The sequence below is a fragment of the Amycolatopsis thermophila genome (assembly GCF_030814215.1).
In the GTDB taxonomy this organism is placed as follows: domain Bacteria; phylum Actinomycetota; class Actinomycetes; order Mycobacteriales; family Pseudonocardiaceae; genus Amycolatopsis_E; species Amycolatopsis_E thermophila.
Genome location: NZ_JAUSUT010000001.1, coordinates 6,805,510 through 6,826,456, shown reverse-complemented (window position 1 = coordinate 6,826,456; position 20,947 = coordinate 6,805,510). Strand labels below are relative to the sequence as shown.

Genomic DNA, 20,947 nt, shown 5'->3' with positions numbered 1-20,947 from the left:
ATGTCCGCTCTCAACGACGAGGTGAACATCTACCTCACGCCGGGCGACCCTCGCCGGGCAGAGATCTCGCAGGATCCGTACCCCTTCTACGAGCGACTGCGCGCGCACGACCCGGTCTATCGCAGCGACCAGGCGCTGTGGCTCATCACGAGCTGGGACGAGGCGAGTCAGTTCGCGAAGGAAGAGCGCTTCAGCCGTGACCCGCTCGCGCTGACGCCCCCGGCTGCTCGCGCGCAAGCGTGGGAATCGCTGCCGCTGGCGACGCGGGTCTTCCTCAGCGGCATGATGTTCCGGGACGATCCCGAACACGCGCGGCTGCGGCGCCTGGTGCACAAGGCGTTCACCCCGGGACGCGTCCGGCAGTCGCAGGCGAGCATCGAACAGACCGCACGCGACCTGCTGGAGCCCCTTCGCGAACGCGAGACGTTCGACTTCGTGTCCGAGTTCGCCGTGCACCTGCCCACCCAGGTGATCTGCCGCGTCATGGGGATGTCGGCGAGCACCACCGAGGCGTTCGTCCGGTGGACGGAGGGAATGCTCGACATCCAGGAGCCGGGAGAACATCCGGAGTCCCTGCTGCGGGAGGCCGACCGCAAGGCGCAGGAGTGCCTGGACGCCTTCACCGAGATCTTCGCGGCACGGCGTAGGCAGCCGACCGACGACCTGATCTCCGACCTGGTCGCCGCCAACGCTGCCGACGACGAGCCGATGACGGACGAGCAACTCGTCGGACAGTGCATCCTGCTGCACACCGGCGGACACGAGACCACGGCCTACGTGCTCGCCAACGGGGTGATCGCCTTCGACCGGTTTCCCAAGCAGCGGGCGCTGGTGCGGTCCGATCCGGGCTTGGTCCCGCGGGCGATCGAGGAGATCCTCCGGTACGACTCGTCGGGCCGCCAGCTGTACGCGCGCACGGCGGTGGCCGACGTCCCGATCGGCGATCACGTCGTCCCCCGCGGTGAGCGTGTGACCGCCATCATCGGTGCGGTGAACCGCGACCCGCGGAAGTTCGAACGCCCCGGGGTGTTCGACATCATGCGGCCCGACGCGGGCAGGCACCTGGCATTCGGCGCCGGGCCCACGTTCTGCGCGGGCGCGCATCTCGCCCGCGCCGAGCTGGAAACGGCTTTCCGGCTGCTGTCCACGGAGTTCCCGCCGCTGCGAGTCGTGGACGACGAGGTGGCCTACATAGACACCGCGCTCAAGCGGGCGCCGGAACGGCTGACCGTCGCCTGGGACCGCTGACTCACACGTCAGGTGCGCAGATCGACTGAATGGAGATGTCATGGTGCAGGTTTCCGGAGGTCCCGCGACGGTACCCGGGCTGGCGGACCGGACCGTACTGATCACCGGCGCGGGCGGGCTCCCGTACTGGGGCGGCGGCCGCGCAGTGGCCCGGGCCTTTGCGGGGGCCGGCGCTCGGGTGGTCGCGGTCGACATCGCCGCCGATTCCGTGCAGGAGACCGTCGACCTCATCGGCAAGGACGGCGGCACGGCGACCGCGGTGGTGGCCGACCTGTCCACCTCGGAGGGTGTGGAAGCCGCCGCGGCGGGTGCCGAGTCGGCATACGGTCCGGTGGAGGTGCTGGTCAACCACGCCGGGATCGGCAGCTACACGTCGGTCACCGAGACCACCGAGCAGGAGTGGGACCGGGTGCTGGCGGTCAACCTCACCGCGCCCTTCCTGCTGAGCAAACGAATCCTGCCGTCGATGGTCGAAGCCGGGCGCGGGGTCATCGTCAACACCATCTCGATCGCCGGATTCCACGGCGCGCGCGGCGGCGTCAGCTACACGTGCAGCAAGCACGCGATGGTGGGCCTCACCAAGCACATCGCGGTGGCCTACCGCGACTCGGGCATCCGGTGCGTCGGCGTGGCGCCGGGGTCGATCCGGTCCGCGGCCCCGGACGCGCCCCAACCGCCCGGCCCGCCCGCGGACGGCTGGCTCGCCGGGTGGGGACCCAGCATCCAGGCGACCAACACGCACAAGGGCACCCCGGAAGAGGTCGCTCGGGTGCATCTTTTCCTCGCCTCGGACGCGGCGAGCTACATCAACGGTTCCGTGGTGACGGTCGACGGCGGCTGGACTGCGGTATGACCCGCGCCACCCAGGTCGTGATCCGGGACATCCTGGACCATTGGGCCGCCCGGACGCCGGCCGCCACGGCGGTCGATCTCGGCGACGGCGGCTGGACCTTCGCCGACGCGCGGCTGAACGCGGTACGCGCGGCGAATATCCTTGCAGCACAAGGGGTTCGTCAGGGCGACCGTGTCCTGATCATGCTCGGTAACGGGCCCGGCTGGCTCCGGGCGTGGTGGGGCACGTCCTTCCTGGGCGCCGTCGTGGTGCCCGTCAACACAGCCGCACGCGGCACGGCTCTCGCCGACCTGGTGAAGGAGGCCGACGCCGTCCTCGCCGTCACGGAACACCCCTACGCAGAGAGGCTGGCCGAGGTGGCCCCCGGCCTGCCGCGGCTGGACCGCGGGGCGCTGGTGGACGGCGGTGCGGAGGAGCCGCCGCTGACCCGGTCCATCGAGGTGTGGGATCCGCACGCCGTCGTGTACACCTCCGGTACGACCGGCCGGGCGAAGGGTGCCGTCACGACCTTCCTGGCCGCCTACTACCAGGGCCTGCATCACCGGCACCGCACCGGTCCTGAGGACGTGTTCCTCGCGGATCTGCCGCTGTTCCACGTGGGCGGGATGAACACGGTCTTCCTCCCGCTCAGCACGGGCGCGCGCTCGGTGCTGCGGCCCCGGTTCACCGCCTCCCGGTATCTGGACGTCGTCCGCGAGGCCGGAGTGACGATGAGCGTCCTCGTCGGCTCGATGGTGAACTTCCTCGCCGCCCAGCCACCGAAGCCCGACGACGCGGACAACCCGCTGCGGTACGTCAGCGCCAACCCGCCACCGCCGGACCCGCAGGCGTTCATGCGCCGTTACGGGCTCGAGGACATCGTCGGGTCCTTCTCGATGACCGAGGCGCCCGCGGTGCTGGCGACCCCGCCGGGAAGGACGAAGTGGACGAGCTGCGGGCGCCCGCACGACATCACCGAGGTGCGGCTCGTGGACGAGCACGACATGCCGGTCCCGGTGGGGGAGCCGGGCGAGCTGATCATCCGCTCCGCCGTGCCGTGGGTGATCACGACGGAGTACCACGGGCGCCCGGAGGAGACAGCGCGGGCGTGGCGCAACGGCTGGTTCCACACCGGGGACCTGATGCGCGTGGACGAGGACGGCGACTACTACTTCGTCGACCGCAAGAAGGACAGTCTGCGCCGCCGGGGCGAGAACATCTCCAGCCTGGAGGTGGAACGGGAGGTCCTGAGCCACCCGGCCGTCGCTGAGGCGGCGTGCGTCGGCGTGCCGGACGAGCACGGCGACCAGGACGTGATGGTGTTCGTGACCCCGAGCGGGACGGCGGATCTCGACCCGGCCGAGCTGGTGGAGTACCTGCGTACACGGCTGGCCTACTTCGCGGTCCCGCGCTACGTGGAGGTCGTCGAGTCCATGCCGCGCACGCGCAGCAACAAGATCGAGAAGTATGTGCTCCGCACCCGTGGCACCGGCCCCGCGACCTGGGACCGGCTGGCGGCCGGGATCGAGATCACCCGCGAAGACTGAGCGAAGAGGGCACCGGCACCTCCGGGGAGGGGTGCCGGCGCCCCGGTCCGGACTACGTCCGGTTGTGCACCTTCTCGACCCAGGTCTCGTCCAGAATGGACTTGCCGTTCTCCGCGCGGCGGACCACCAGGTAGTCCCCGCGGTAGCCGCGGCGCTCCCAGGGCCCGAACGAGATGTAGGTGCCGGGCGCGCCCGCGGCGGCGGGCAGCCGGCGGACCCGTTCGATGCCCTTCGTGACCGCGGACGGCGCCATGTACTTGAGACGGGCCAGCGCCTCCACCATCACGCGCGCCATGTCGTAGCCGCAGGGGAACATGGCGTTGTTGGGGCGCTTGCCGTACCGCTTCTCGTAGCGGTCGAGCAGGCTTTGGTAGTGCGGGTTGCGCTCGTCGAACTGGTCCAGGCCGGCCCAGCCGTCGAGCGCCCTCGCCCAGCGCTCGCCCATCGCCGCCGTGACGAAGGCGCTGGACATGATCTTCACCTCGGGCTCCCAGCCCGCCTTCTCCAGCGCAGGGTTGAGCTTGGTGTTGTTGTGCCCCAAGCCCCAGTAGGCCAGGCACTGCGCGCCGGATCGCTTGAGCCGCTCGAACTCGGCTGCGATGTGGTCGAGGTCGTCGGCCTGCGCGATCGAGGTCGACAGCGCGACCACCTCGACACCACGCTGCGGGGCGTTGTCGAGGAAGTAGTCCATGTACTCGTAGCCGATCGCGTTGTTCTCGGCGACGAGCGCGACGGTGGTGATCCCCTTGGCGGCCAGCCAGTCCAGCGCGACCGGTGGCTCGTCGGGCAGGTTCCCCTGCTGGCAGACGAACACCTCCGGGCCGCCCACGTGCTCGCTGCCGCACATCGAGATGTAGGGCACGTGCAGCTTCTCCACCTCGGACTGCACCGCCAGCGAGTCGTCGGTCTTCATCGGGCCGATGACGCCGAGCACGTGCTCCTTTTCGACCAGCTCGCGGTACACGGCCTGGCCGGAGTACGCGGACTGGTAGGGGTGGCCGTAGAGCTCCTTGCGCACGATCTCCACCGGCCGCGAAATGCGCCGCGACGCGTACGCCTCGTCGAACGCGAGTTCCATCGCCCGCACCCAGTCGTCGGCCAGGTCACCCGCGATACCGGGGAAGTCGTTGATGACTCCGATCCTGTACGGGTGGAGGTCGAAGGGCCGCAGCTCGGGCGGGTCGACCGGCATACCGTCCTTGGTCGCCATAGCGCTCTCTTTCCGTGCGAGAGTGGTCCAGATTCACTGATGGACACTACACTGGATGAACACACCGTCAAACGTTTCGGGCGCTGTACAGTGTGTGTAATGATTGATGCACTGTACCGCGCGCGGGATGCGAGGACGACGATGATCGATTTCACGGTCGACTCCGTGTTCCGGGCCAGGCTGGACTGGGCGGCGCGGGAGAAGGCGCCGGACCGGCCTGCGTTTCCCACGCGGGCGGGCCGCTCGCCACAGCCCCGACCGGACGCAACGAATGGAGTTCTCCTTGTCTGCAGCGCTCACCGGCGATCTGGCCGAGCACTTCCGGCAGCAGACCGCTGACGGCGTGGTCCTCGGCGAGGCCCCGGCGTTCTGGGGGTTCGCCGGCCGCATGTTCGGCGGTTACAGCGCCGCCGCGACCTTGCTGGGTGCGGCGTCGTTCGCCCCGGAGAACAGCGCGGTCCTCTCCGCGAACCTCGTCTTCATGTCGCCCTGCACTGTCGGGCCGTACCGGGTCGAGACGACCGACGTGCGCGTCGGCAGGGCGAGCAGCGTCGTGTGCGCCCACCTGACGCAGGACGGTGAGACGCGCGTCGCGTTGTCCGCCTGGTTCGTCCGGCCCGACCGTCTGCCGCCGGGACCGCGCCACGGCAGCCCGGCCCGGCCGCCGGCTGAACCGGTCCCCAGCTGGCGGGACAACAAGAACGCGTTCGACGCGGCCTACGCGCGCAGCGTGGTCAACTTCCCCCGTGACCGCGCGGGGTTCACGACGCTCGAAGGTGACGTGGAGCTGTGGATCAAGCTCCGGGACCCGTGGCAGATGAGCTCGTTGCTCGCCCGGCAGGCGTGTGACGTGATGCTCGCCGACGCGCACCTCGCCGAGTCCGTCGTGGAGTCGGCGCGAGCCGACCGGAGCCGGTCGTTCAGCCTGGACCTGAGCGTGCGCTGGTGGGGAGCCGGTGAGCACGACCCGGCCGGTGACCCGTGGCAGCTGCTCCGGGTCGGCCGGCAGGCCGGCGAGCGCATCGCGCTGGCGTCGGCGTCCTTGCTCGACGCGGCGGGCAGGCGGCGGGCGGACATCCAGCAGCACGTCTCGATCGGGCCGAAGCGAACCGGGGAAGACGATGGCTGAGCCTGCGGACGCCCCGCGACCAGTGCGGGGGCCACGACCGGACGGGGCGCCGGAACCACCGGCGAAACCACTGCCCCAGCCGTCCCTGGAGAGCGCCGGGTTCTGGGCCTCCGGCGCGGACGGGACGCTGCGGGTCAAGCACTGCCACGCCTGCGGGCGCTGGTTCCACCCGCCGCTGCCGATCTGCGTGCACTGCCGCAGCGACGACGTCGCCCTCGACCCCGTCTCCGGCCAGGCGACCGTCGTGGCGGTGACCGTCACCCACCAGCCGTGGTTGCCCGCGTTCCCTCCGCCCTACGCCGTCGCGATCGTCGCCCTGGCGGAGGACGATGCGGCGCGGCTCACCACCAACGTCGTGGGCTGTGCGCCGGAGGACGTGCGGATCGGGATGCGCGTGCGCGTCCGGTTCGAACAGCACGGCGGCATCTGGCTGCCCCTGTTCGAACCCGACCCGGAGACCGAAGCCGCACAAGGGCCCGGCCCGCTGCCGGAGCCGCGCGACGTCTCCGCCGAGGTCAGTGCGCTCTCGCGGCTCCCGCGGTCGCGCCGGTTCGAGGACAAGGTCGCGCTCACCGGGGTCGCCCAGTCCCGTACCGGACGCAGGCTCATGACCGACCCGCTCGCGCTCACCGTCGAGGCCTGCCGCGCCGCGGTGGCCGACGCCGGGCTCGAGCTCGACGACATCGACGGGCTGTCCACGTACCCGGGCATCTCGCCGTACGCCGGGCTGACCGAGGGCGGCGTCATGGCCGTTTCGGAGGCGCTGCAGATCCGGCCGACGTGGCTCAACGGCGCGGGTGAGGTGCCGGGGCAGTCCGGTTCGATCATCACGGCCATGCTCGCCGTCGCGTCCGGCCTGTGCCGGCACGTCCTGTGCTTCCGGACGGTGTGGGAATCCTCCCTCACCGCGATGCAACGCTCCGGTGCCTGGGAGACCCCGGTCGCGCGGGCCACCGGGGCGTACGAATGGCGGCTGCCCTTCGGCGCTTCTTCGGCCGCGCAATGGATCGGCATGCACGCCTCGCACTACCTGCACCGCTACGGCGCCGGGCGCGAGGCGCTGGGCGCGATCGCGGTCACCGCGCGGGACGGCGCGCGGCGCAATCCGGACGCGGTGTTCCGCGACCCGCTCACGATGGACGACTACCTGTCGGCCCGGATGATCAGCACCCCCTTCGGGCTGTACGACTGCGACGTTCCGGTGGACGGGGCCATCGCGGTCGTCGTCTCGGCGATCGACACGGTCGCGGACCTGCCGTCGAGGCCGGTGCTCGTCGAAGCGGTCGGCACGAAGGTGCTGGAGCGGCTGTCGTGGGATCAGGACACACTGACCCACATGCCACAGGCACTCGGGCCGTCGGCGCACCTGTGGACCCGCACGGACCTCACGCCCGCCGATGTCGACGTGGCGCTGCTCTACGACGGCTTCACGTTCAACGCCCTGTCCTGGCTGGAACGACTGGGTTTCTGCGGACTCGGCGAGGCGACGGACTTCATCGCGGGCGGCAAGACGATCGCCCTCGACGGGGAGCTGCCGCTCAACCCGCATGGCGGACAGCTGTCCGCAGGCCGTTTGCACGGCTACGGCTTCACCCGCGAGGCGATGCTGCAGCTGCGCGGCGAAGCCGGTGACCGGCAGGTGCCGGACGCGCGCGTCGCGGTCGTGACCAACGGCGGCGGAGTACCGTCCGGGGCGATTCTCCTGCGGAAGGCGACATGACGGAAGGACGAGAAGTCGCGCGGTTCGGGGAGTTCCTCGACCGCGAGCTGGGCCCTTTCCTCGTGGAGCACCCGGACATCACGGCCTTCGAGACGAAACGGGCGTGGCAGCGGCTCATGGCGGAACACCGGTGGGTCGGGCTCTCGTGGCCCGAGCGGGACGGCGGCCGTGGCCTCGACATCCGGGCGCGGGTGGCGTGTGAGGCGTTGGCCGCCCGGCGCGGGGCGCCCTCGATCGCCGGGGTGCTGGGGGTCAACAACATCGGGCCGACCATCGCCCATTGGGGCACCGAGGAGCAGCGCGCGCACCTGCCGTCGATCCTGTCCGGCGCGGAGATCTGGTGCCAGGGCTTCAGCGAGCCCGAAGCCGGGTCGGACCTGCGCGACCTGCGCAGCAAGGCAGTGCGGACGGGCGGGGGCTGGCGGCTGCACGGCCAGAAGGTGTGGACCTCCTCGGCGACGCACGCGACTTGGTGCGCACTGCTGGCGCGTGCCGTCGACGGGAAGGAAGACCTTGGCATCACGTGCTTCCTGGTCCCGCTCGACCGGCCCGGCGTCACCGTGCGCGGACTGCGGCAGCTGACCGGGGACAGCGAGTTCGGCGAGCTGTTCTTCGACGGTGTCGAACTGACCGAGGCCGACCGGCTCGGCCCCGCCGGGCAGGGCTGGAAGGTCGCGAACACCACGCTCGGCCACGAACGCGCGAACACCGTCGGCCTCATCAGCGAGCTCGTCGCGTCGATCGGCACCCTCGCCGGGAAGGCACGTGGGCGAACGCTGCGAGCCCAGGAACGGGACGAGCTCATCGGCTGCTTCGAGGAGGGACAACTGCTTCACCTCGTCGCGCTGCGCCTGCTGGCAGACGCTGAGGCCGGAACCGCTCCCGGCGCCGAGCCGTCGCTGCTCAAGCTGGGCTGGAGCCGGGGCAGGCAACGCGCCGCGCGGCTCGGCTACCAGCTCGACGGCCCGCAGGCCTGGGAAGGGGAAGCACTCCCGCCCGCGGTGTGGGAGTACCTGCGTTCGCGGGGTTCGACCATCGCCGCGGGGACGTCGGAGATCATCCTCAACATCCTCGCCGAGCGCGTGCTCGGGATGCCAAGGGAACAGCAGGCCGCGCGATGAACGAACTGTCGGTCGATGAGTCGGTGGACTTCCGCGCCACCCCCGAACTGGTCGAGCTGGCGCGGACCGTGCGCCGGTTCCTGGACAAGCACGCGCCCGTCGCGGCTCCCGCCGAGCCGCCGTCCTACGACGCGAAGGTGTGGCACTTGGCGTGTGACCAGCTCGAACTGGCCGCGCTGGCGCTCCCGGAACGGTTCGGGGGAGCGGGGTTCGGCGTGACCGAGCAAGCGGTTGTCGCGAGCGAGATGGGCCGCGCGCTGCTGGCCTCCCCGTACTTCGCCAGTGTCGTGCTCGCCGCCAACGCGCTACTGGCGTCGGGTGACGACGATGTGTGTGACGAGGTTCTGCCCGGTGTCGCTCGCGGGACCACGACTGCGGCAGTGGCCTGGCAGCAGTGTGACACGACAAGTGTCGACGGTGAAATCCGGCTCACCGGCAAGCTGGATGCGGTGCTCGACGGTGCCACCGCTGATCTCGTCGTCGTGCCTGCCGACGGCAGCCTGTACCTGGTCGACACCCGCTCGGCCGATGTCGGGCGGACGGCGCTGTCCGGTTTGGACTGGACGCGGCCGCAGGCGGCGCTGGAGCTGAACGGCGTCCCGGCACGCCGGTTCGGGGAACCGGGTGCCGCGATCGAGGTACTGCGGGACGTGCGCCGCCTCGCGACGGTGGTGCTGGCCGCCGAGCAAACCGGCGCCGGCGAGCGTGTGCTGGAGATGACGGTCGAGTACTCGCTCGACCGAGTGCAGTTCGGGCGTCCCATCGGCAGCTTCCAGGCCATCAAGCACAAGTGCGCCGAGTTGCTGGTGCGGCTCCGGTGCGCGCGGGCGGCGGTCGACTACGCGGCGAAGGTCGCGGACGTGCGACCGGAAGCGCTCGAGCTCGCGTCGGCGCTGGCCGGCAGCAGCGCGACAAGCGCGTTCCTGGCCACGTGCCTGGACAGCATCCAGATCCACGGTGGCGTTGGGTTCACCTGGGAGCACCAGGCGCACCTGTACCTGCGGCGAGCGTTGAGTAGCGAGCGGCTGCTCGGCGACCCCGCCCGCCACGCCGAAACGCTCGGCCGCCTGCTCGGCGTCTGAGCCGGCGGCCCAGCGCCGTGGAGACGGGCAGGCAGCGAGCCACCTGCCCGTCTCCCGGCGGGGTCAGTCCTGGAGCAGGAATCCCTTGTAGTCACTGCCCGCCACGTCGTCGCAGATGCCGCGGTAGACGTCCACGCCGCCGAGGTAGGGCATGAACACGCGCGGTTTGCCCGGAACGTTCGCACCGAGGTACCAGGACGCGGCCTTCGGGTAGAGGGTCGCAGAGGCGACCTCGTTGACGTGGTCGACCCACTGGTCCTCGGCGTCCAGCGCGGCCTCGACCCGGGTGAAACCCTTGTCCCGCAGGTATTCGAGGTAGTCGGCGACCCATTCGACGTGCTGCTCGATGGACACGATCATGTTGCTCAGCACGGAAGGACTGCCGGGTCCGGTGATGATGAACAGGTTCGGGAAGCCGGCGGTGGCGACCCCTAGGTAGGTCCGCGGCCCGGCCGACCACTTGTCACGCAGCCGTTGTCCGTTGGTGCCGCGGATGTCGATGCGGTTGAGGGGGCCGGTCATGGCGTCGTAGCCGGTGGCGAACACGATCGCGTCGAACTCGTGATCCGTGCCGCCCGCGCGGATTCCGGTGGGCGTGATGGTTTCGATCGGGTTCGCACGCAGGTCGACGAGGTGGACGTTGGGGCGGTTGTAGGTGGCGTAGTAGTCGGTGTCGACGCAGATGCGCTTCGCGCCGAGGGGGTAGTCCCGCGGGGTGAGCTTTTCCGCGGTATCCGGGTCCCGCACGATCTCCCGGATCTTGCCGCGCACGTAGTCCGCCGAGAACTCGTTGGCCTCCACGTTCAGCATGGTGTCGGCGAACGCGGCGAGGAAGGCCGCTCCGCCGTTCTCCCAGCGCCGGTCCAGCTCGGCGCGGCGCTCGTCTTCGGGAACTTCGAACACGCTCTTACCCGTGGGCTCGGCGAGCGTGCCGGCCGGGGTCATCCGGGCTTCGGCGCGCAATCGCGGGTAGTCCGCCTTCACCTTCGCCTGCTCGGCCGGATCCAGCGGGCGGTTCCGCGCCGGGACGCTGTAGTTGGGCGTTCGCTGGAAGACGGTCACGTCTTCGGCGTAGCGCGCGATCGCCGGAATGGCCTGGATGCCCGATGAGCCGGTGCCGACGACGGCGACGCGCTTGCCGCTGAAGTCGACGCCCTCGTGCGGCCATTGTCCGGTGTGGTAGGTCTCGCCGCGGAAGGCGTCCAGCCCGGGAAAGTCAGGCACCCGGGCGGCGGAGAGGCAGCCGACGGCGCTGATCAGGTAGCGCGCGGTGACCTCCCTGCCGGTCGTGGTGCGCAGGGTCCACAGCCTGGTGTCGTCGCTGTAGATGGCGGATTCGACGGTGGTGGAGAAGGAGATGTCGGCGCGCAGGTCGTAGCGGTCGGCGACGTGCTGGCAGTAGCGCAAGATCTCCTGCTGCGCCGGATAGCGCTCGCTCCATTCCCATTCCTGTTGCAGTTCCTCGTCGAAGCTGTAGCAGTAATAGAGGCTCTCCACATCGCAGCGGGCGCCCGGGTAGCGGTTCCAGTACCAGGTGCCGCCGACGTCGTCGGCGGTTTCGAAGACGTGGGTGGTGAAACCGGCGTCGCGGAGCCGTTTGAGCATGTACATGCCGGCGAACCCGGCCCCGATCACACAAGCGTCGAAGTCGTAGTCGGTCATCCTGGCTCCCCTCAGCGTCCGGCGGTGTCGTTGCGCAGGTGCCCGGTGATCTCCGTGGCAACGAAGTCGATGCCGGCCGCGCTGCCCGGCAGGAGGTTGACCATCGTGAAGAAGCCGTGCATCTGCCCGGTGAACAGCCGGTGGTGCACCGGAACCCCGGCGGCTTCCAGCGCTGCGGCGTAGGCCTGGCCTTCGTCGCGGAGGGGGTCGTGTTCGGCCGTGATCACCACTGCGGGTGGTAGCCCGGACAGGTCGTCGGCGTGCAGCGGGCTCACGTCGGGTTCCCTGCGGCGAGCGGGATCGGCGTAGTGGTTCCAGAACCAGATCATGGTGTCGCGGCTGAGCATCAGCTGGTTCTGCGGGTCCACATAGGAGGGGCGGTCGAAGTCCGCGTCGGTGACGGGGTAGATCAGGACCTGAAGCGTGATGTTCGGGCCGTTCCGTGTCCTGGCCCGCTGTGCCATCACAGCCGCGAGGTTGCCGCCTGCGGAGTCTCCGGCGACGATCAGTGGCAGGGTGCGTCCTGAGTTCGAGGCGAGGTTGTCGTGTGCCCAGTTGAGGGCCTGCCAGGCGTCCTCGACGGCGGTGGGGTAGGGGTGTTCGGGGGCTTTGCGGTAGTTCACCAGAACGACGGCACAGCCGGTCCGGTCCGCGAGCACCCTGCCGAGGGTGTCGAACTGGTCGATGTCGCCGATCACCCAGCCGCCGCCGTGGTAGTAGACGATGACGCCGGCGGGCGAGTCGCCGGGTACCAGGACGCGTATCCCGAGCACGCCGCCGTCGGGTGTGGCCAGTGCTTTCTCCTCGGCCCGCGCCATTTCGGGCCCCGGTCCCATCAGGTCCTCCGGCAGCGCGCTGGCCTTCCGCGCGGTGACCGGGTCGAGTTCGTGGAGCGGACTGCCGCCCGCGGCGGACATCTGCGCGAGGAACGACTTTGTTGCCTCGTCCAATGCCATAGGTTTCCTCATTCTCTGCTGGGTTCCCCGGTGTGTCGTTCGTCCGGGCGAGATCCAGCATGAGACGACCTGTGACGCCAGTCACTGGGCAGCTGGTCCGCTTTGCAGCCGATCTGCGCGCCAATCGGATCGTTGGAGCGGCGGTGCTGCGGAGTCGCGGAGCCTGCGGAGGACGAGCGCGAGCATGAGGCGGACCCGCCCGTAGGGTGCGGTGACGTCGAACCCGAGCATGCGCTGGGCCCGTCCGACCCGCAGCCGCACCGAGTTGTGGTGCAGGTGCAGCATGGCCGCGGCCTTCCGCAACGACTCGGTCGCCGCTACCGTCTCCAGCAGGCGCAGCATCTCGTCCCCGCCGGGCTCCGCGGCGAGCGCGTCCAGCACCGGGACCTCGTCGGCCTCCGAGATCGCTTCGGCGGGCAGATAGCGAGCGAGTAGCGTGAAGCAACCGACGTTGTCGAGCTCGGCGATCACCGCTTCCTCCGGAGAATAGGGCGGGGATTCGTGGGTGCTGGGAAGCGTGAACCTCAGCAGGGCGCGTGCCGCATGCCAGGACCGCGGGGCTTCGAGGCCCGCGAGCCGCGGCCCCACCGCGATGTGCGTGCCGACGGGGACCGCCAGGTCGGCGGGCACCTCGAGCGGGGTGGTCACAATGTGCAGCCGGCCGAGCCCGGCGAGGTGAGTCCCGCCGGTACGGCCACCGAGGCGGTGCGCGACCGTGTGGGCGCTCTTGTCGTCGGCCATCATCGCCAGGACGCGGAGCGGCGCCGACGGTTCGTAGCCGAGCAGCTTCAGCGCGCGTGAGCGGGCCACCTCGTCCGCGGTCCCGTTGACGACGAGCTCGACCAGCGCCGGGTCACCCAGGACCGGTGGCTCCCACCGGGCGCGGCCGAGCACGATCCGGCATGTCGCGGCGAGCCGTTTGAGCAGCACCGCGTCGGGTGCCGAGGTGCGGCCGCCGCGCGTCAGCCACACCTCGGCGCCGGACGGCAATCGGTGTGTGATCGTCTCGGCGGGCCCGGCCTGCTGCGCGCCGGGTGCTGCTTCGCTGCACAGTACCTGGTCGGCTGAGCGGAAACCGACGGTGCAACCGCCGAATTCCGCGGTTTCGCGGAGCACCGTCGCGAGATCGGCGCACTCTTCGAGCAGTCGATCGAAATGATCCACGATCCGCAGCACACCGGGGTCCTCTGAGCTCATGGGCCTCCACCTCGTCGTGGCAGTCACCGGCATCACGCGTCGCTTCGACGATAGCCCTGGCGTGAAGCGTTCGGTAGAAGTTATGTCAGCACGTGACGCAGTGTCCAATGATCCTGGGGGTCGGCATCATCGAGGTCGTTGTGAGACAGGTGAGTTGCCGGCGCCGGCGACCATGTGATGAGCGGGCACCCGCAGTGGTGGGGCCGCAGTGGGGAGTTGGGCGGGATCGATCAGCGAATTGCGCTGGCACCGTCTGTGCCCGTAGAACCGGCCACCGGCTTCCTCCGGCGTGTCGGACCCGGTTGCCGCGTTCTCGGCATGAAATCGCCGATCCCGCTCGCGCCGGTTGCCGGCCGAGTGGTCGACGATCCGGATCGCCTCGCGGGCGAACCGGTCGAGGCCGTAGAGGTGGTCCGGAGGCCGGCCGCTCTCGCCGTGGCCCGCAGATCGACCGTCAAGGCGAACAGCCGGACGCGGTCCCGTGTTCGACAACCCGCTGGTGACAACGAGAAGGTCGTCACGTTCCGGCTGTGCACCTTCAGCGTCACCCCGGTCACCATGCCTGAACGGCCTTGCGTCACTCGCGCGAGTGGTCGTGATCGCGTACGTGCTGAACTGAATGTCACTATGTGACATAGTGTCCCGATAATCCGGGATCGGTCTCTCGACGACGATGGAGATGGTCATGCCGAGGATTCGACGTATGGTCAGTGCAGCGGCGGCTGTGCTGCTGGCGACCGTCGCGGCCGTACGGCCACCCGGCGCGGAGGCCGCCGTACCAACCTGTTGGGATGACCGGGTTCCGGTAGCGCTCGCGCCCGGCCTGCCCGCGGCGCAGGCGGTGGCTGTCCGGCTCTGCGTACCTGGCGATGACACCCCGGATCTCGTGCAGCTACTGGTGCCCGGCGCGACGTACAACTCGAGCTACTGGGACTTTCCGGTCAAGCGGAATTCCTACGTGGACTTCATGAACGCCCACGGTCGGGCGACCATCACGTTCGAGCGGCTCAATACCGGCCGCAGCGACTCGGTGCCGGCCCCCCTTGTCACCACCCCGGACGACGCATACACGCTGCATCAGGTCGTCCAGCGGCTCCGCCACGACGGTGTGGCGGGCCACCGGTTCGCCACGGTCGTCACCGTCGGGCACTCCCTCGGCTCCATCAACGCCACCGACGAGGCGGCACTGTTCCATGACGTGGACGGGGTTGTCGTGTCCGGCTTCACCCATTTTCCCGCCCCCGATCTGGTGACGGGCCTGGCCGCGAATCGCCTGGTCGAGCCCGCGCCTGGGCAGCCGGGCGAAGTGCAGCCGAAGCCCGGGGCCCGGGCCGAGTACTTCTACGGTCCCAGCGGCGCGGACCCGGACGTGCTCGCGGCGGACGAGGCGATCCCGGACACCATCACGCTCGGCGAGCTCGCGACGTTCCCGACCGGCATGGCGGGCGTGCAGTCGGACCTGATCACGGCACCGGTGCTGCTCGCGGAGGGCAGTGGGGAGCGCATCTTCCATTGCGCCGTGGGGCCGTGCGCGACGGCCGAGGAGGTGGCCCTTGTCGAGGGGCCGCGGTATGCCGCCGCGCGCTCGGTCACGCCGTTCGTCCTGGCTGGCAGCGGGCACGACCTGAACCTCGCGCCGAACGCCCCGGAGTTCTTCGCCCGGGCCCTGCAGTGGATCGACGAGACCGTGAGCTTTCGCCGGGTGTAGCGAGGGGCCGGCGTCTCACTTCTGTCGCGGGGTCCGGGGCCTGGTGATCCGGAGTGGAAGACGACGGGCAAAGACTGTGCGAGCCGTTCACCATTGAGTCCACACATCCATCGGGGCGAGGCCGTCAGGAGCGAAGTACGTCCCCTGACGGCGGGTGGATCAGTGCCCAGACTCTGCCGGTCAGCGCGCTCAGTGAGGCCTCGTCGTCGAATGGCTGCCGCGGAGAAGGCAGAAGTAGCAGAAGCGGTCCAGCTGCGGGACGAACAGGTTCGCCCGCAGCCGCGCGCCCTCGGGCTCCGCGCCCTCCAACGGGTCGGGTGGCCGCTCAGCACCTCGACGCTCGCGTCGACCATCGTGAGGAACTCGTGTGCCATTCCGGCTCCACCGCCGGCGCCTGGTTGATGTCGCCGATCGCCTTGCGGTTGCGCCGCCAGAAGTCGACGGCGGTGGCTGCCCACTGCCGCAGATGTCCCCACCTGGGGTCCTCGTAGGCCTCGAGCGACTCGTACAGCTGGGTTCGGGGCCTCCTCCGACAGCGGCCTCGAGATGTCCAGCACGGCATCGACCTTCGAGCTGAAATGCGGGTAGAAGGCCGTTCGGCTCGTGCCCGCTGCCGTGGCTACTTCCTCGCGCCGGGGCCTTCGTGTACCCGTCCCGGTCGAAGACCTCCAGCGCTGCCTCCAGCATCCGGGCCCGGCTGCGCAGCCGCTGCCGCTCTCGGGCCGGGTAGAGATCCGTGCGTCTGCCGGAGTTCGACGCGTCGACGGACTCCGGGGCACGGCCGTGCGTGGGGGATGCCACCAGGTCGTCATTAGGCACATGCATCATCGATGACTTGACACGGCGTCAGTCAGCCGGTGTGATGTGCCTCATCCACTGGCCCACCGAGCTCTCCGGAGCGGAACGCGCCAGAGATCGGAGCGAACGATGACGTCCGAAACCGAACAGACGACCGTCCCCACCGTCCCGCCCTGGGTCCCGTCCGAGGTTGTCGTCGACTTCGACCACACCGCGATCGCCTCGGACGGATCGACGACGTGTACCGGGATCTACGTACTCGGTGCCCGGTTCGGTCACTCCCGACACCCTGATCGACGTCAACCTGCGAGGGGACGTTCCTCGGGATGAAGTACGCGATCCCGGTGATGCAGGCCCAGGGCGGCGGCAGGATCGTCACAATGGCGTCCTCTGCGGGACCGGTGGCGTGTCCGCACATCGGCCTCCACGGCGCGGCCAAGGCCGGGGTCATGGCGCTGACCAAGGTGGTCGCCGCCGGGTACGGCGAGACGGGATCCGGGCCAACTCCATCCAGGCGGGCTTCGTGGACACCCCCATGTCCCGCAACTGGGTGGCCAACTTCGACGAGGCGAAGGACAACTCCGTCCTCGACCAGGCCCTGAACCGGATCGGGGAGCCGCGCGAGCTCGCGGCCACGATCCTGTTCCTCGCGAGCGGCGAGTCGTCGTTCGTCACCGGCGTCGCGCTGCCCGCCGACGGCGGCTGCCTCGCCACCGCCCTCAGCAGGCCCAGGGGCTCCGTGCCCGGGTCCTCCCGCAGCTGAAACACCTTCCCGAAAGGACGGATCGATGACGATCACCGTGGACGGCAAGCAGAAGGTGCGCGATCTCATCGACGCCATGACGTCGATGGACATGCCGCGGTACTTCGCCCTCTGGGCGGACGACGGCGTGATGGAGTGGCCGTTCGTGCCCGCGGGCTTCCCGACGTCGTACGTCGGGAAGGAGGCCATCGTCGGTGGGATGTCGAACATGTCCGACACCTTCGAGAGCTTCACCGCGCGGGACGTCGAGGTGTTCGCCACCGACGAGGAGGGGACCTACTTCGTGGAGTGGACGGGCCGTTCGGTGCTGCGCGGCAATGGCGGCGCCTACGACAACCACTACGTGTGCGTGGTGAAGGTGCGGGACGACAAGGTGACACTCTGGCGGGAGTACTTCGACGCCCGGGTGGTCGAGCGGGCCTTCGCCGGCGTCGAGACCGGCTTCGCCGTCGAGTCCTAGTCTTCGCACCAGATCTGCAGAGAGGAGCCGGGGCCTTGCGCGCCATCGGTCTGGACGCTTTCGGAGGGCCTGAGGTTCTGCGGGCCTTCGACCTCCCGGTCCCCGCGGTCGGTCCCGGCGAGATCCGGATCCGGGTGGCGGCCGCGACCGTCAACCCGGCCGATCTCGTGTTCCGGGCGGGAGCCCGGTCCGAGGCCCTCGGCACCCGGACTCCCCCGCACGTCCCGGGCATGGAGGCGGCCGGCACCGTCGACGCGGTCGGTGAGGGCGTGCCCTTCGCCCCCGGCGACCGCGTCATGGCGATCGTCTCGCCGTTCGACTCGCCGACCGGGGCCTACGCGGAGCAGGTCGTCGTGCCTGCAGAGCAGGCGGTCGTGATCCCGGCGGACCTCGACTTCGCCGGGGCGGCGACCCTGCCGATGAACGGGATGACGGCCGCGCTCGCACTGGAGGCGCTCGGCTTGGAGAAGGGCGCGACGGTCGGGGTGACGGGAGCGGCCGGCGCGGTGGGCGGGCTGGTGGTCCAGCTCGCCCACGCGGCGGGGCTGGTGGTCCTCGCCGACGCCGCGCCCGCGGACGTCCAGCGGGTGCGGGCGCTGGGCGCCGACCACGTCGTCGAGCGCGGGGATGCGGTCGCCGCGCACCTGCGCGCCGTCGCGCCTGACGGGGTGGACGGGCTCGTCGACTGCGCGGTGCAGGACGAGCTGGTGGACGCCGCGATACGGGACGGCGGGGTCCTGGCCTGCGTGCGGCCCCGGCCGACTTCCCCGGGCCGAGGGATCGAACGGCACCACGTGTTCGTCACCCGCGACCGCGGCCGGAGGGACCTGCTCGAGCGGGTGCGCGACCTGGCCGCCGCCGGGGTGCTGCGCCCGCTCGACACCGACGTGCGGGATGCGGTGGAGGCAAGCGCGGCGCACGACGAGCTGGCGCGGGGCGGGGTGCGGGGCCGGATCGTGCTGCGGTTCTGAGCGGCGCGGCTCGTCCGCAGAAAAGAACAATGTGGAGATCCTCGCTGAGATCGATGACCGGCTGCTCCGCCGCGCCGGGCAACGGCCGCGATCATCACCCTGGTGGAACGCAGGACCCGTTCACGATCCTGGACCGCCTCGCCGCGGACCCCAGCGCGCAAGCGGGCGGCGACACCCTGATCCGCACGTTCATCCGCCTCCTGCCGGGCTTGTGCCGCCCGCCGGCCTGGGACCAGGGCAACGAGATGTTGCACCACCACCGACTCGAAGGCACCAACGACGCGCGTGCCTCACCGACAGGACCCCCCCAACAGCTGGTGCAACAACGAGAATGCCGACCAGTACCGCTTTCCAGCGCATGGTCCTCCGTTTCCACCCGGTGCCGGTGGGCAAGTGCCCGCGGGCCTTCACGGCACGCCCGATGCGGGCGTTGACAGAGTCGATGGCGTTGGTCGAGCAGGTCACCCGCCGGATCTCCGGGTCGAAGGCCAGGAACGGCACGAACTCGGCCCAGGCGTACCCACACAACCGCGCGATGGCCGGATACTTGCCGCCCCAGGTTTCGGTGAACTCGGCGAAGCGTTCCTTGGCGACGGACTCCGTGTGGCGGCATAGACCGGGCGCACGGCTTTGGCGATGGCGTCCCCATGCCGGCGACCGGCATGTCGGAAGCTGTTGCGCAACAGGTGCACGATGCAGGTCTGGGTGGTCGTGCGCGGCCACGCGGGGGGATGGCCTCGGGCAGCCCGGCCAGGCCGTCGCAGGCGAGCGTGAGCACGTCGGTCACACCGCGGTTTTCGATCTCGGTGAGCACGTGAGGCAGTACTTGGCGCCCTTCCCACTGTCGCCGGCACGCAGGCCGAGGATGTCGCGATGCCCCTCGCAGGTCACCGCGAGCGCGACGTAGATGGGCCGTTGGCCCGTCACGGATCTTGACGTGCACCGCATCGGTGAAGATCACCGGATACACCACGTCCAAGGGCCGGTTCTGCAGCCCACCCGCCTTCGCGCGGTCCACCAACTGGCTGACCAGCTGCTCATCCAGCCCAATCCAGGCCGGCAGCGGGTTCGAGTCCTCCGGCTCTCCACATCGGACACCGCTCGTCTCACAGGCCCTCTTTACCCGATTCGCACAGGGCGGTTGTCGAGTGAGCGGCAGCGAGAACGGCGGGGTTCTTTCGGAGGGCTCACCGTCGGTGGGGCCGCTTCCCCTTCGAGGGCGTGGTTTCCTGGCGGCGCGCCGTCACCGTGGGACGACGGCGACCTTCAGCGAGTTCAGGGTGTTCGAGCCGAAGGCCTTCCGCTCGACGGCCTCCAGCAGGTGGATCTCGCGGTAGCGGCGCATCAGCACCTCGACGCCGATCGGCATCTCCTGGCGCGCGAGCGGCGCGCCGAGGCAGTGGTGGACTCCCGCCGCGAAGGACAGGTGCGGGTTCGGCCGCCGCCCGACGTCGAACGTGCCGGGGTCGTCGAACACGTCCTCGTCGTGGTTGGCCGAGGCGATGACGACGCGCACCTCCTCGCCGGGCTCGACGACGTGCCCCCCGAGCTCCACGCGGGTCAGTGCGATCCGCTTCTGTGCCGCGACCGGGCCGTCGAAGCGGAGCATCTCCTCGACCGCGGGTTCGAGCAGGGCCGGGTCGTCGCGCAGCCGGGCGAACTGCTCGGGATGGACGAGCAGGGCGTGCACCCCATTGCACAGGGCACTGGCCGTGGTCTCGAATCCACCCACCAGCAGCACTCCGATCGCGCCGAGGAGCTCGCCGTGGCTGAGCTCGCCGGTGTCCTCGGCGGCGATGACTTCGTCGATGAAGCCTCCCTGGGGGTCCCGGCGCCTGCCCGCGACGAACTCCTCGATGTGCTCGAAGAGCGGCGCGCCCGCGCGGTACATTCCGTCGATCAAGCGGAAGTCGAAGTTGTTTGCGATGTCGAACAGCCAGCCGGCGATCTTCGGGTCGTCGTGGGCGGGCATCCCGGTCAGCTCGGTGACCATGCGGATCGGGACGGCGTAGGCGTAGTCGGTGACGAGGTCGAACTCGCGGGCGCCGTCGAGCCGGTCGAGCTGGGCGGTGAAGAGCTCGGTGATCCGCTCGCGCTGGGCGAGCGCGTTGCGCCGACCGAAGAGCCGGTCGAAGACCCGGCGGATGCGCGTGTGGTCGGGCGGGTCGATCTCGTCGAAGAAGCGGTGGTCCAGGAATCGCCGGGTCTCGGCCGCGGCAGCCGGATCCGTGCGCTCGAGCTGCTGGAAGCGCAGCGAGCGGAGCGGGTCGTTGCCGAACGAGCGGGTGTCTCGGAAGACGCGGTTGCACTCCGCGTGGCGGAAGAACGTCAGGCCCATTCCGGGCACCACATGGCTAGGGTTCGCGCGGCGGATCCGCGCGTAGTAGGCGCCGGGGTCCTCGACGAGCAGGGGATCGGCCGCGTCGAAGACGGGCCGGTCGGCGGACTGGTGAATGCTCACGTCGTGCTCCTTTCGCCGCGCGGCGTCGCGCGGTCGTCGGACAGGACCGATGGGCCGGCCTCAGTGCTCGGTCATGAGCTCC

General features: G+C 70.1%; 18 protein-coding genes and 2 pseudogenes. 11 read left to right on the top strand and 9 right to left on the bottom strand.

From position 1 onward, the window contains the following. The 3 genes from FB470_RS33405 to FB470_RS33395 are packed head-to-tail and all read left to right on the top strand — an operon-like array spanning position 1 to position 3,627. Complete coding sequence (locus FB470_RS33405; protein ID WP_306998113.1) at positions 1–1,248, top strand: cytochrome P450; 1,248 nt, start codon at positions 1–3, stop codon at positions 1,246–1,248. Between the two features lie 40 nt (positions 1,249–1,288). After that, complete coding sequence (locus FB470_RS33400; RefSeq protein WP_306998111.1) at positions 1,289–2,101, top strand: SDR family oxidoreductase; 813 nt, start codon at positions 1,289–1,291, stop codon at positions 2,099–2,101. Then, complete coding sequence (locus FB470_RS33395; protein WP_306998110.1) at positions 2,098–3,627, top strand: AMP-binding protein; 1,530 nt, start codon at positions 2,098–2,100, stop codon at positions 3,625–3,627. Before FB470_RS33400 ends, FB470_RS33395 begins: the two co-directional genes overlap by 4 nt. Positions 3,628–3,679: 52 nt before the next feature. Here the strand turns inward: FB470_RS33395 and FB470_RS33390 are convergent, their stop codons facing one another. After that, positions 3,680–4,837, bottom strand: a complete 1,158-nt coding sequence (locus FB470_RS33390) for an ABC transporter substrate-binding protein (RefSeq protein WP_306998108.1) — start codon at positions 4,835–4,837, stop codon at positions 3,680–3,682. A 283-nt stretch (positions 4,838–5,120) separates the two neighbouring features. Between FB470_RS33390 and FB470_RS33385 the strand changes: the two genes are divergently transcribed. Genes FB470_RS33385 through FB470_RS33370 form a run of 4 tightly spaced genes read left to right on the top strand, consistent with a single transcriptional unit; the run spans position 5,121 to position 9,889 of the window. Then, positions 5,121–5,966 carry a thioesterase family protein gene (locus FB470_RS33385; RefSeq protein ID WP_306998106.1) on the top strand — a complete coding sequence of 282 codons (846 nt, stop codon included), beginning with the start codon at positions 5,121–5,123 and terminating at the stop codon, positions 5,964–5,966. Next, positions 5,959–7,686: a thiolase C-terminal domain-containing protein gene (locus tag FB470_RS33380; RefSeq protein WP_306998105.1), complete on the top strand. Its 1,728-nt coding sequence runs from the start codon at positions 5,959–5,961 to the stop codon at positions 7,684–7,686. Before FB470_RS33385 ends, FB470_RS33380 begins: the two co-directional genes overlap by 8 nt. Then, complete coding sequence (locus tag FB470_RS33375) at positions 7,683–8,807, top strand: acyl-CoA dehydrogenase family protein (RefSeq protein WP_306998103.1); 1,125 nt, start codon at positions 7,683–7,685, stop codon at positions 8,805–8,807. Before FB470_RS33380 ends, FB470_RS33375 begins: the two co-directional genes overlap by 4 nt. Further along, positions 8,804–9,889, top strand: coding sequence for an acyl-CoA dehydrogenase family protein (locus tag FB470_RS33370; RefSeq protein ID WP_306998101.1), 1,086 nt, complete (start codon positions 8,804–8,806; stop codon positions 9,887–9,889). The genes FB470_RS33375 and FB470_RS33370 overlap by 4 nt, the downstream gene beginning before the upstream one ends. Positions 9,890–9,952: 63 nt before the next feature. Here the strand turns inward: FB470_RS33370 and FB470_RS33365 are convergent, their stop codons facing one another. The 4 genes from FB470_RS33365 to FB470_RS33350 all read right to left on the bottom strand — a co-directional run bounded on the left by FB470_RS33365 (position 9,953) and on the right by FB470_RS33350 (position 14,391). Beyond that, positions 9,953–11,551: a flavin-containing monooxygenase gene (locus tag FB470_RS33365; RefSeq protein WP_306998099.1), complete on the bottom strand. Its 1,599-nt coding sequence runs from the start codon at positions 11,549–11,551 to the stop codon at positions 9,953–9,955. A gap of 11 nt (positions 11,552–11,562) precedes the next feature. Then, the gene (locus FB470_RS33360; RefSeq protein WP_306998097.1) at positions 11,563–12,507 is read right to left on the bottom strand and encodes an alpha/beta hydrolase; all 945 of its coding nucleotides are present in this window, start codon (positions 12,505–12,507) and stop codon (positions 11,563–11,565) included. Positions 12,508–12,588: 81 nt separating this feature from the next. Continuing rightward, the gene (locus FB470_RS33355) at positions 12,589–13,704 is read right to left on the bottom strand and encodes a helix-turn-helix domain-containing protein (protein WP_306998095.1); all 1,116 of its coding nucleotides are present in this window, start codon (positions 13,702–13,704) and stop codon (positions 12,589–12,591) included. 126 nt (positions 13,705–13,830) lie between these two features. Then, the gene (locus FB470_RS33350) at positions 13,831–14,391 is read right to left on the bottom strand and encodes a hypothetical protein (protein ID WP_306998093.1); all 561 of its coding nucleotides are present in this window, start codon (positions 14,389–14,391) and stop codon (positions 13,831–13,833) included. Between the two features lie 16 nt (positions 14,392–14,407). Between FB470_RS33350 and FB470_RS33345 the strand changes: the two genes are divergently transcribed. From FB470_RS33345 to FB470_RS33330, 4 genes and pseudogenes are all read left to right on the top strand, one after another. Next, positions 14,408–15,412 (top strand): alpha/beta fold hydrolase, encoded by a 1,005-nt coding sequence (locus FB470_RS33345; RefSeq protein WP_306998091.1) that lies wholly within the window; start codon positions 14,408–14,410, stop codon positions 15,410–15,412. Between the two features lie 1,118 nt (positions 15,413–16,530). After that, a pseudogene (locus tag FB470_RS33340) lies at positions 16,531–16,973 on the top strand (SDR family oxidoreductase); the annotation flags it as partial. Between the two features lie 25 nt (positions 16,974–16,998). Then, positions 16,999–17,433 (top strand): nuclear transport factor 2 family protein, encoded by a 435-nt coding sequence (locus FB470_RS33335; RefSeq protein ID WP_306998086.1) that lies wholly within the window; start codon positions 16,999–17,001, stop codon positions 17,431–17,433. Positions 17,434–17,468: 35 nt separating this feature from the next. Further along, positions 17,469–18,404: an NADP-dependent oxidoreductase gene (locus FB470_RS33330; RefSeq protein WP_306998084.1), complete on the top strand. Its 936-nt coding sequence runs from the start codon at positions 17,469–17,471 to the stop codon at positions 18,402–18,404. 189 nt (positions 18,405–18,593) lie between these two features. Here FB470_RS33330 and FB470_RS35910 read toward each other — a convergent pair whose 3' ends face one another. From FB470_RS35910 to FB470_RS33325, 4 genes and pseudogenes are all read right to left on the bottom strand, one after another. After that, positions 18,594–18,941: a transposase gene (locus FB470_RS35910; protein WP_370876717.1), complete on the bottom strand. Its 348-nt coding sequence runs from the start codon at positions 18,939–18,941 to the stop codon at positions 18,594–18,596. Then, complete coding sequence (locus FB470_RS35905; RefSeq protein ID WP_370876715.1) at positions 18,866–19,096, bottom strand: hypothetical protein; 231 nt, start codon at positions 19,094–19,096, stop codon at positions 18,866–18,868. Before FB470_RS35905 ends, FB470_RS35910 begins: the two co-directional genes overlap by 76 nt. A 98-nt stretch (positions 19,097–19,194) precedes the next feature. Then, positions 19,195–19,374: pseudogene (locus tag FB470_RS35900) on the bottom strand (hypothetical protein); the annotation flags it as partial. 273 nt (positions 19,375–19,647) lie between these two features. Beyond that, positions 19,648–20,865: a cytochrome P450 gene (locus FB470_RS33325; protein WP_306998082.1), complete on the bottom strand. Its 1,218-nt coding sequence runs from the start codon at positions 20,863–20,865 to the stop codon at positions 19,648–19,650. Between the last annotated feature and the right edge of the window lie 82 nt (positions 20,866–20,947).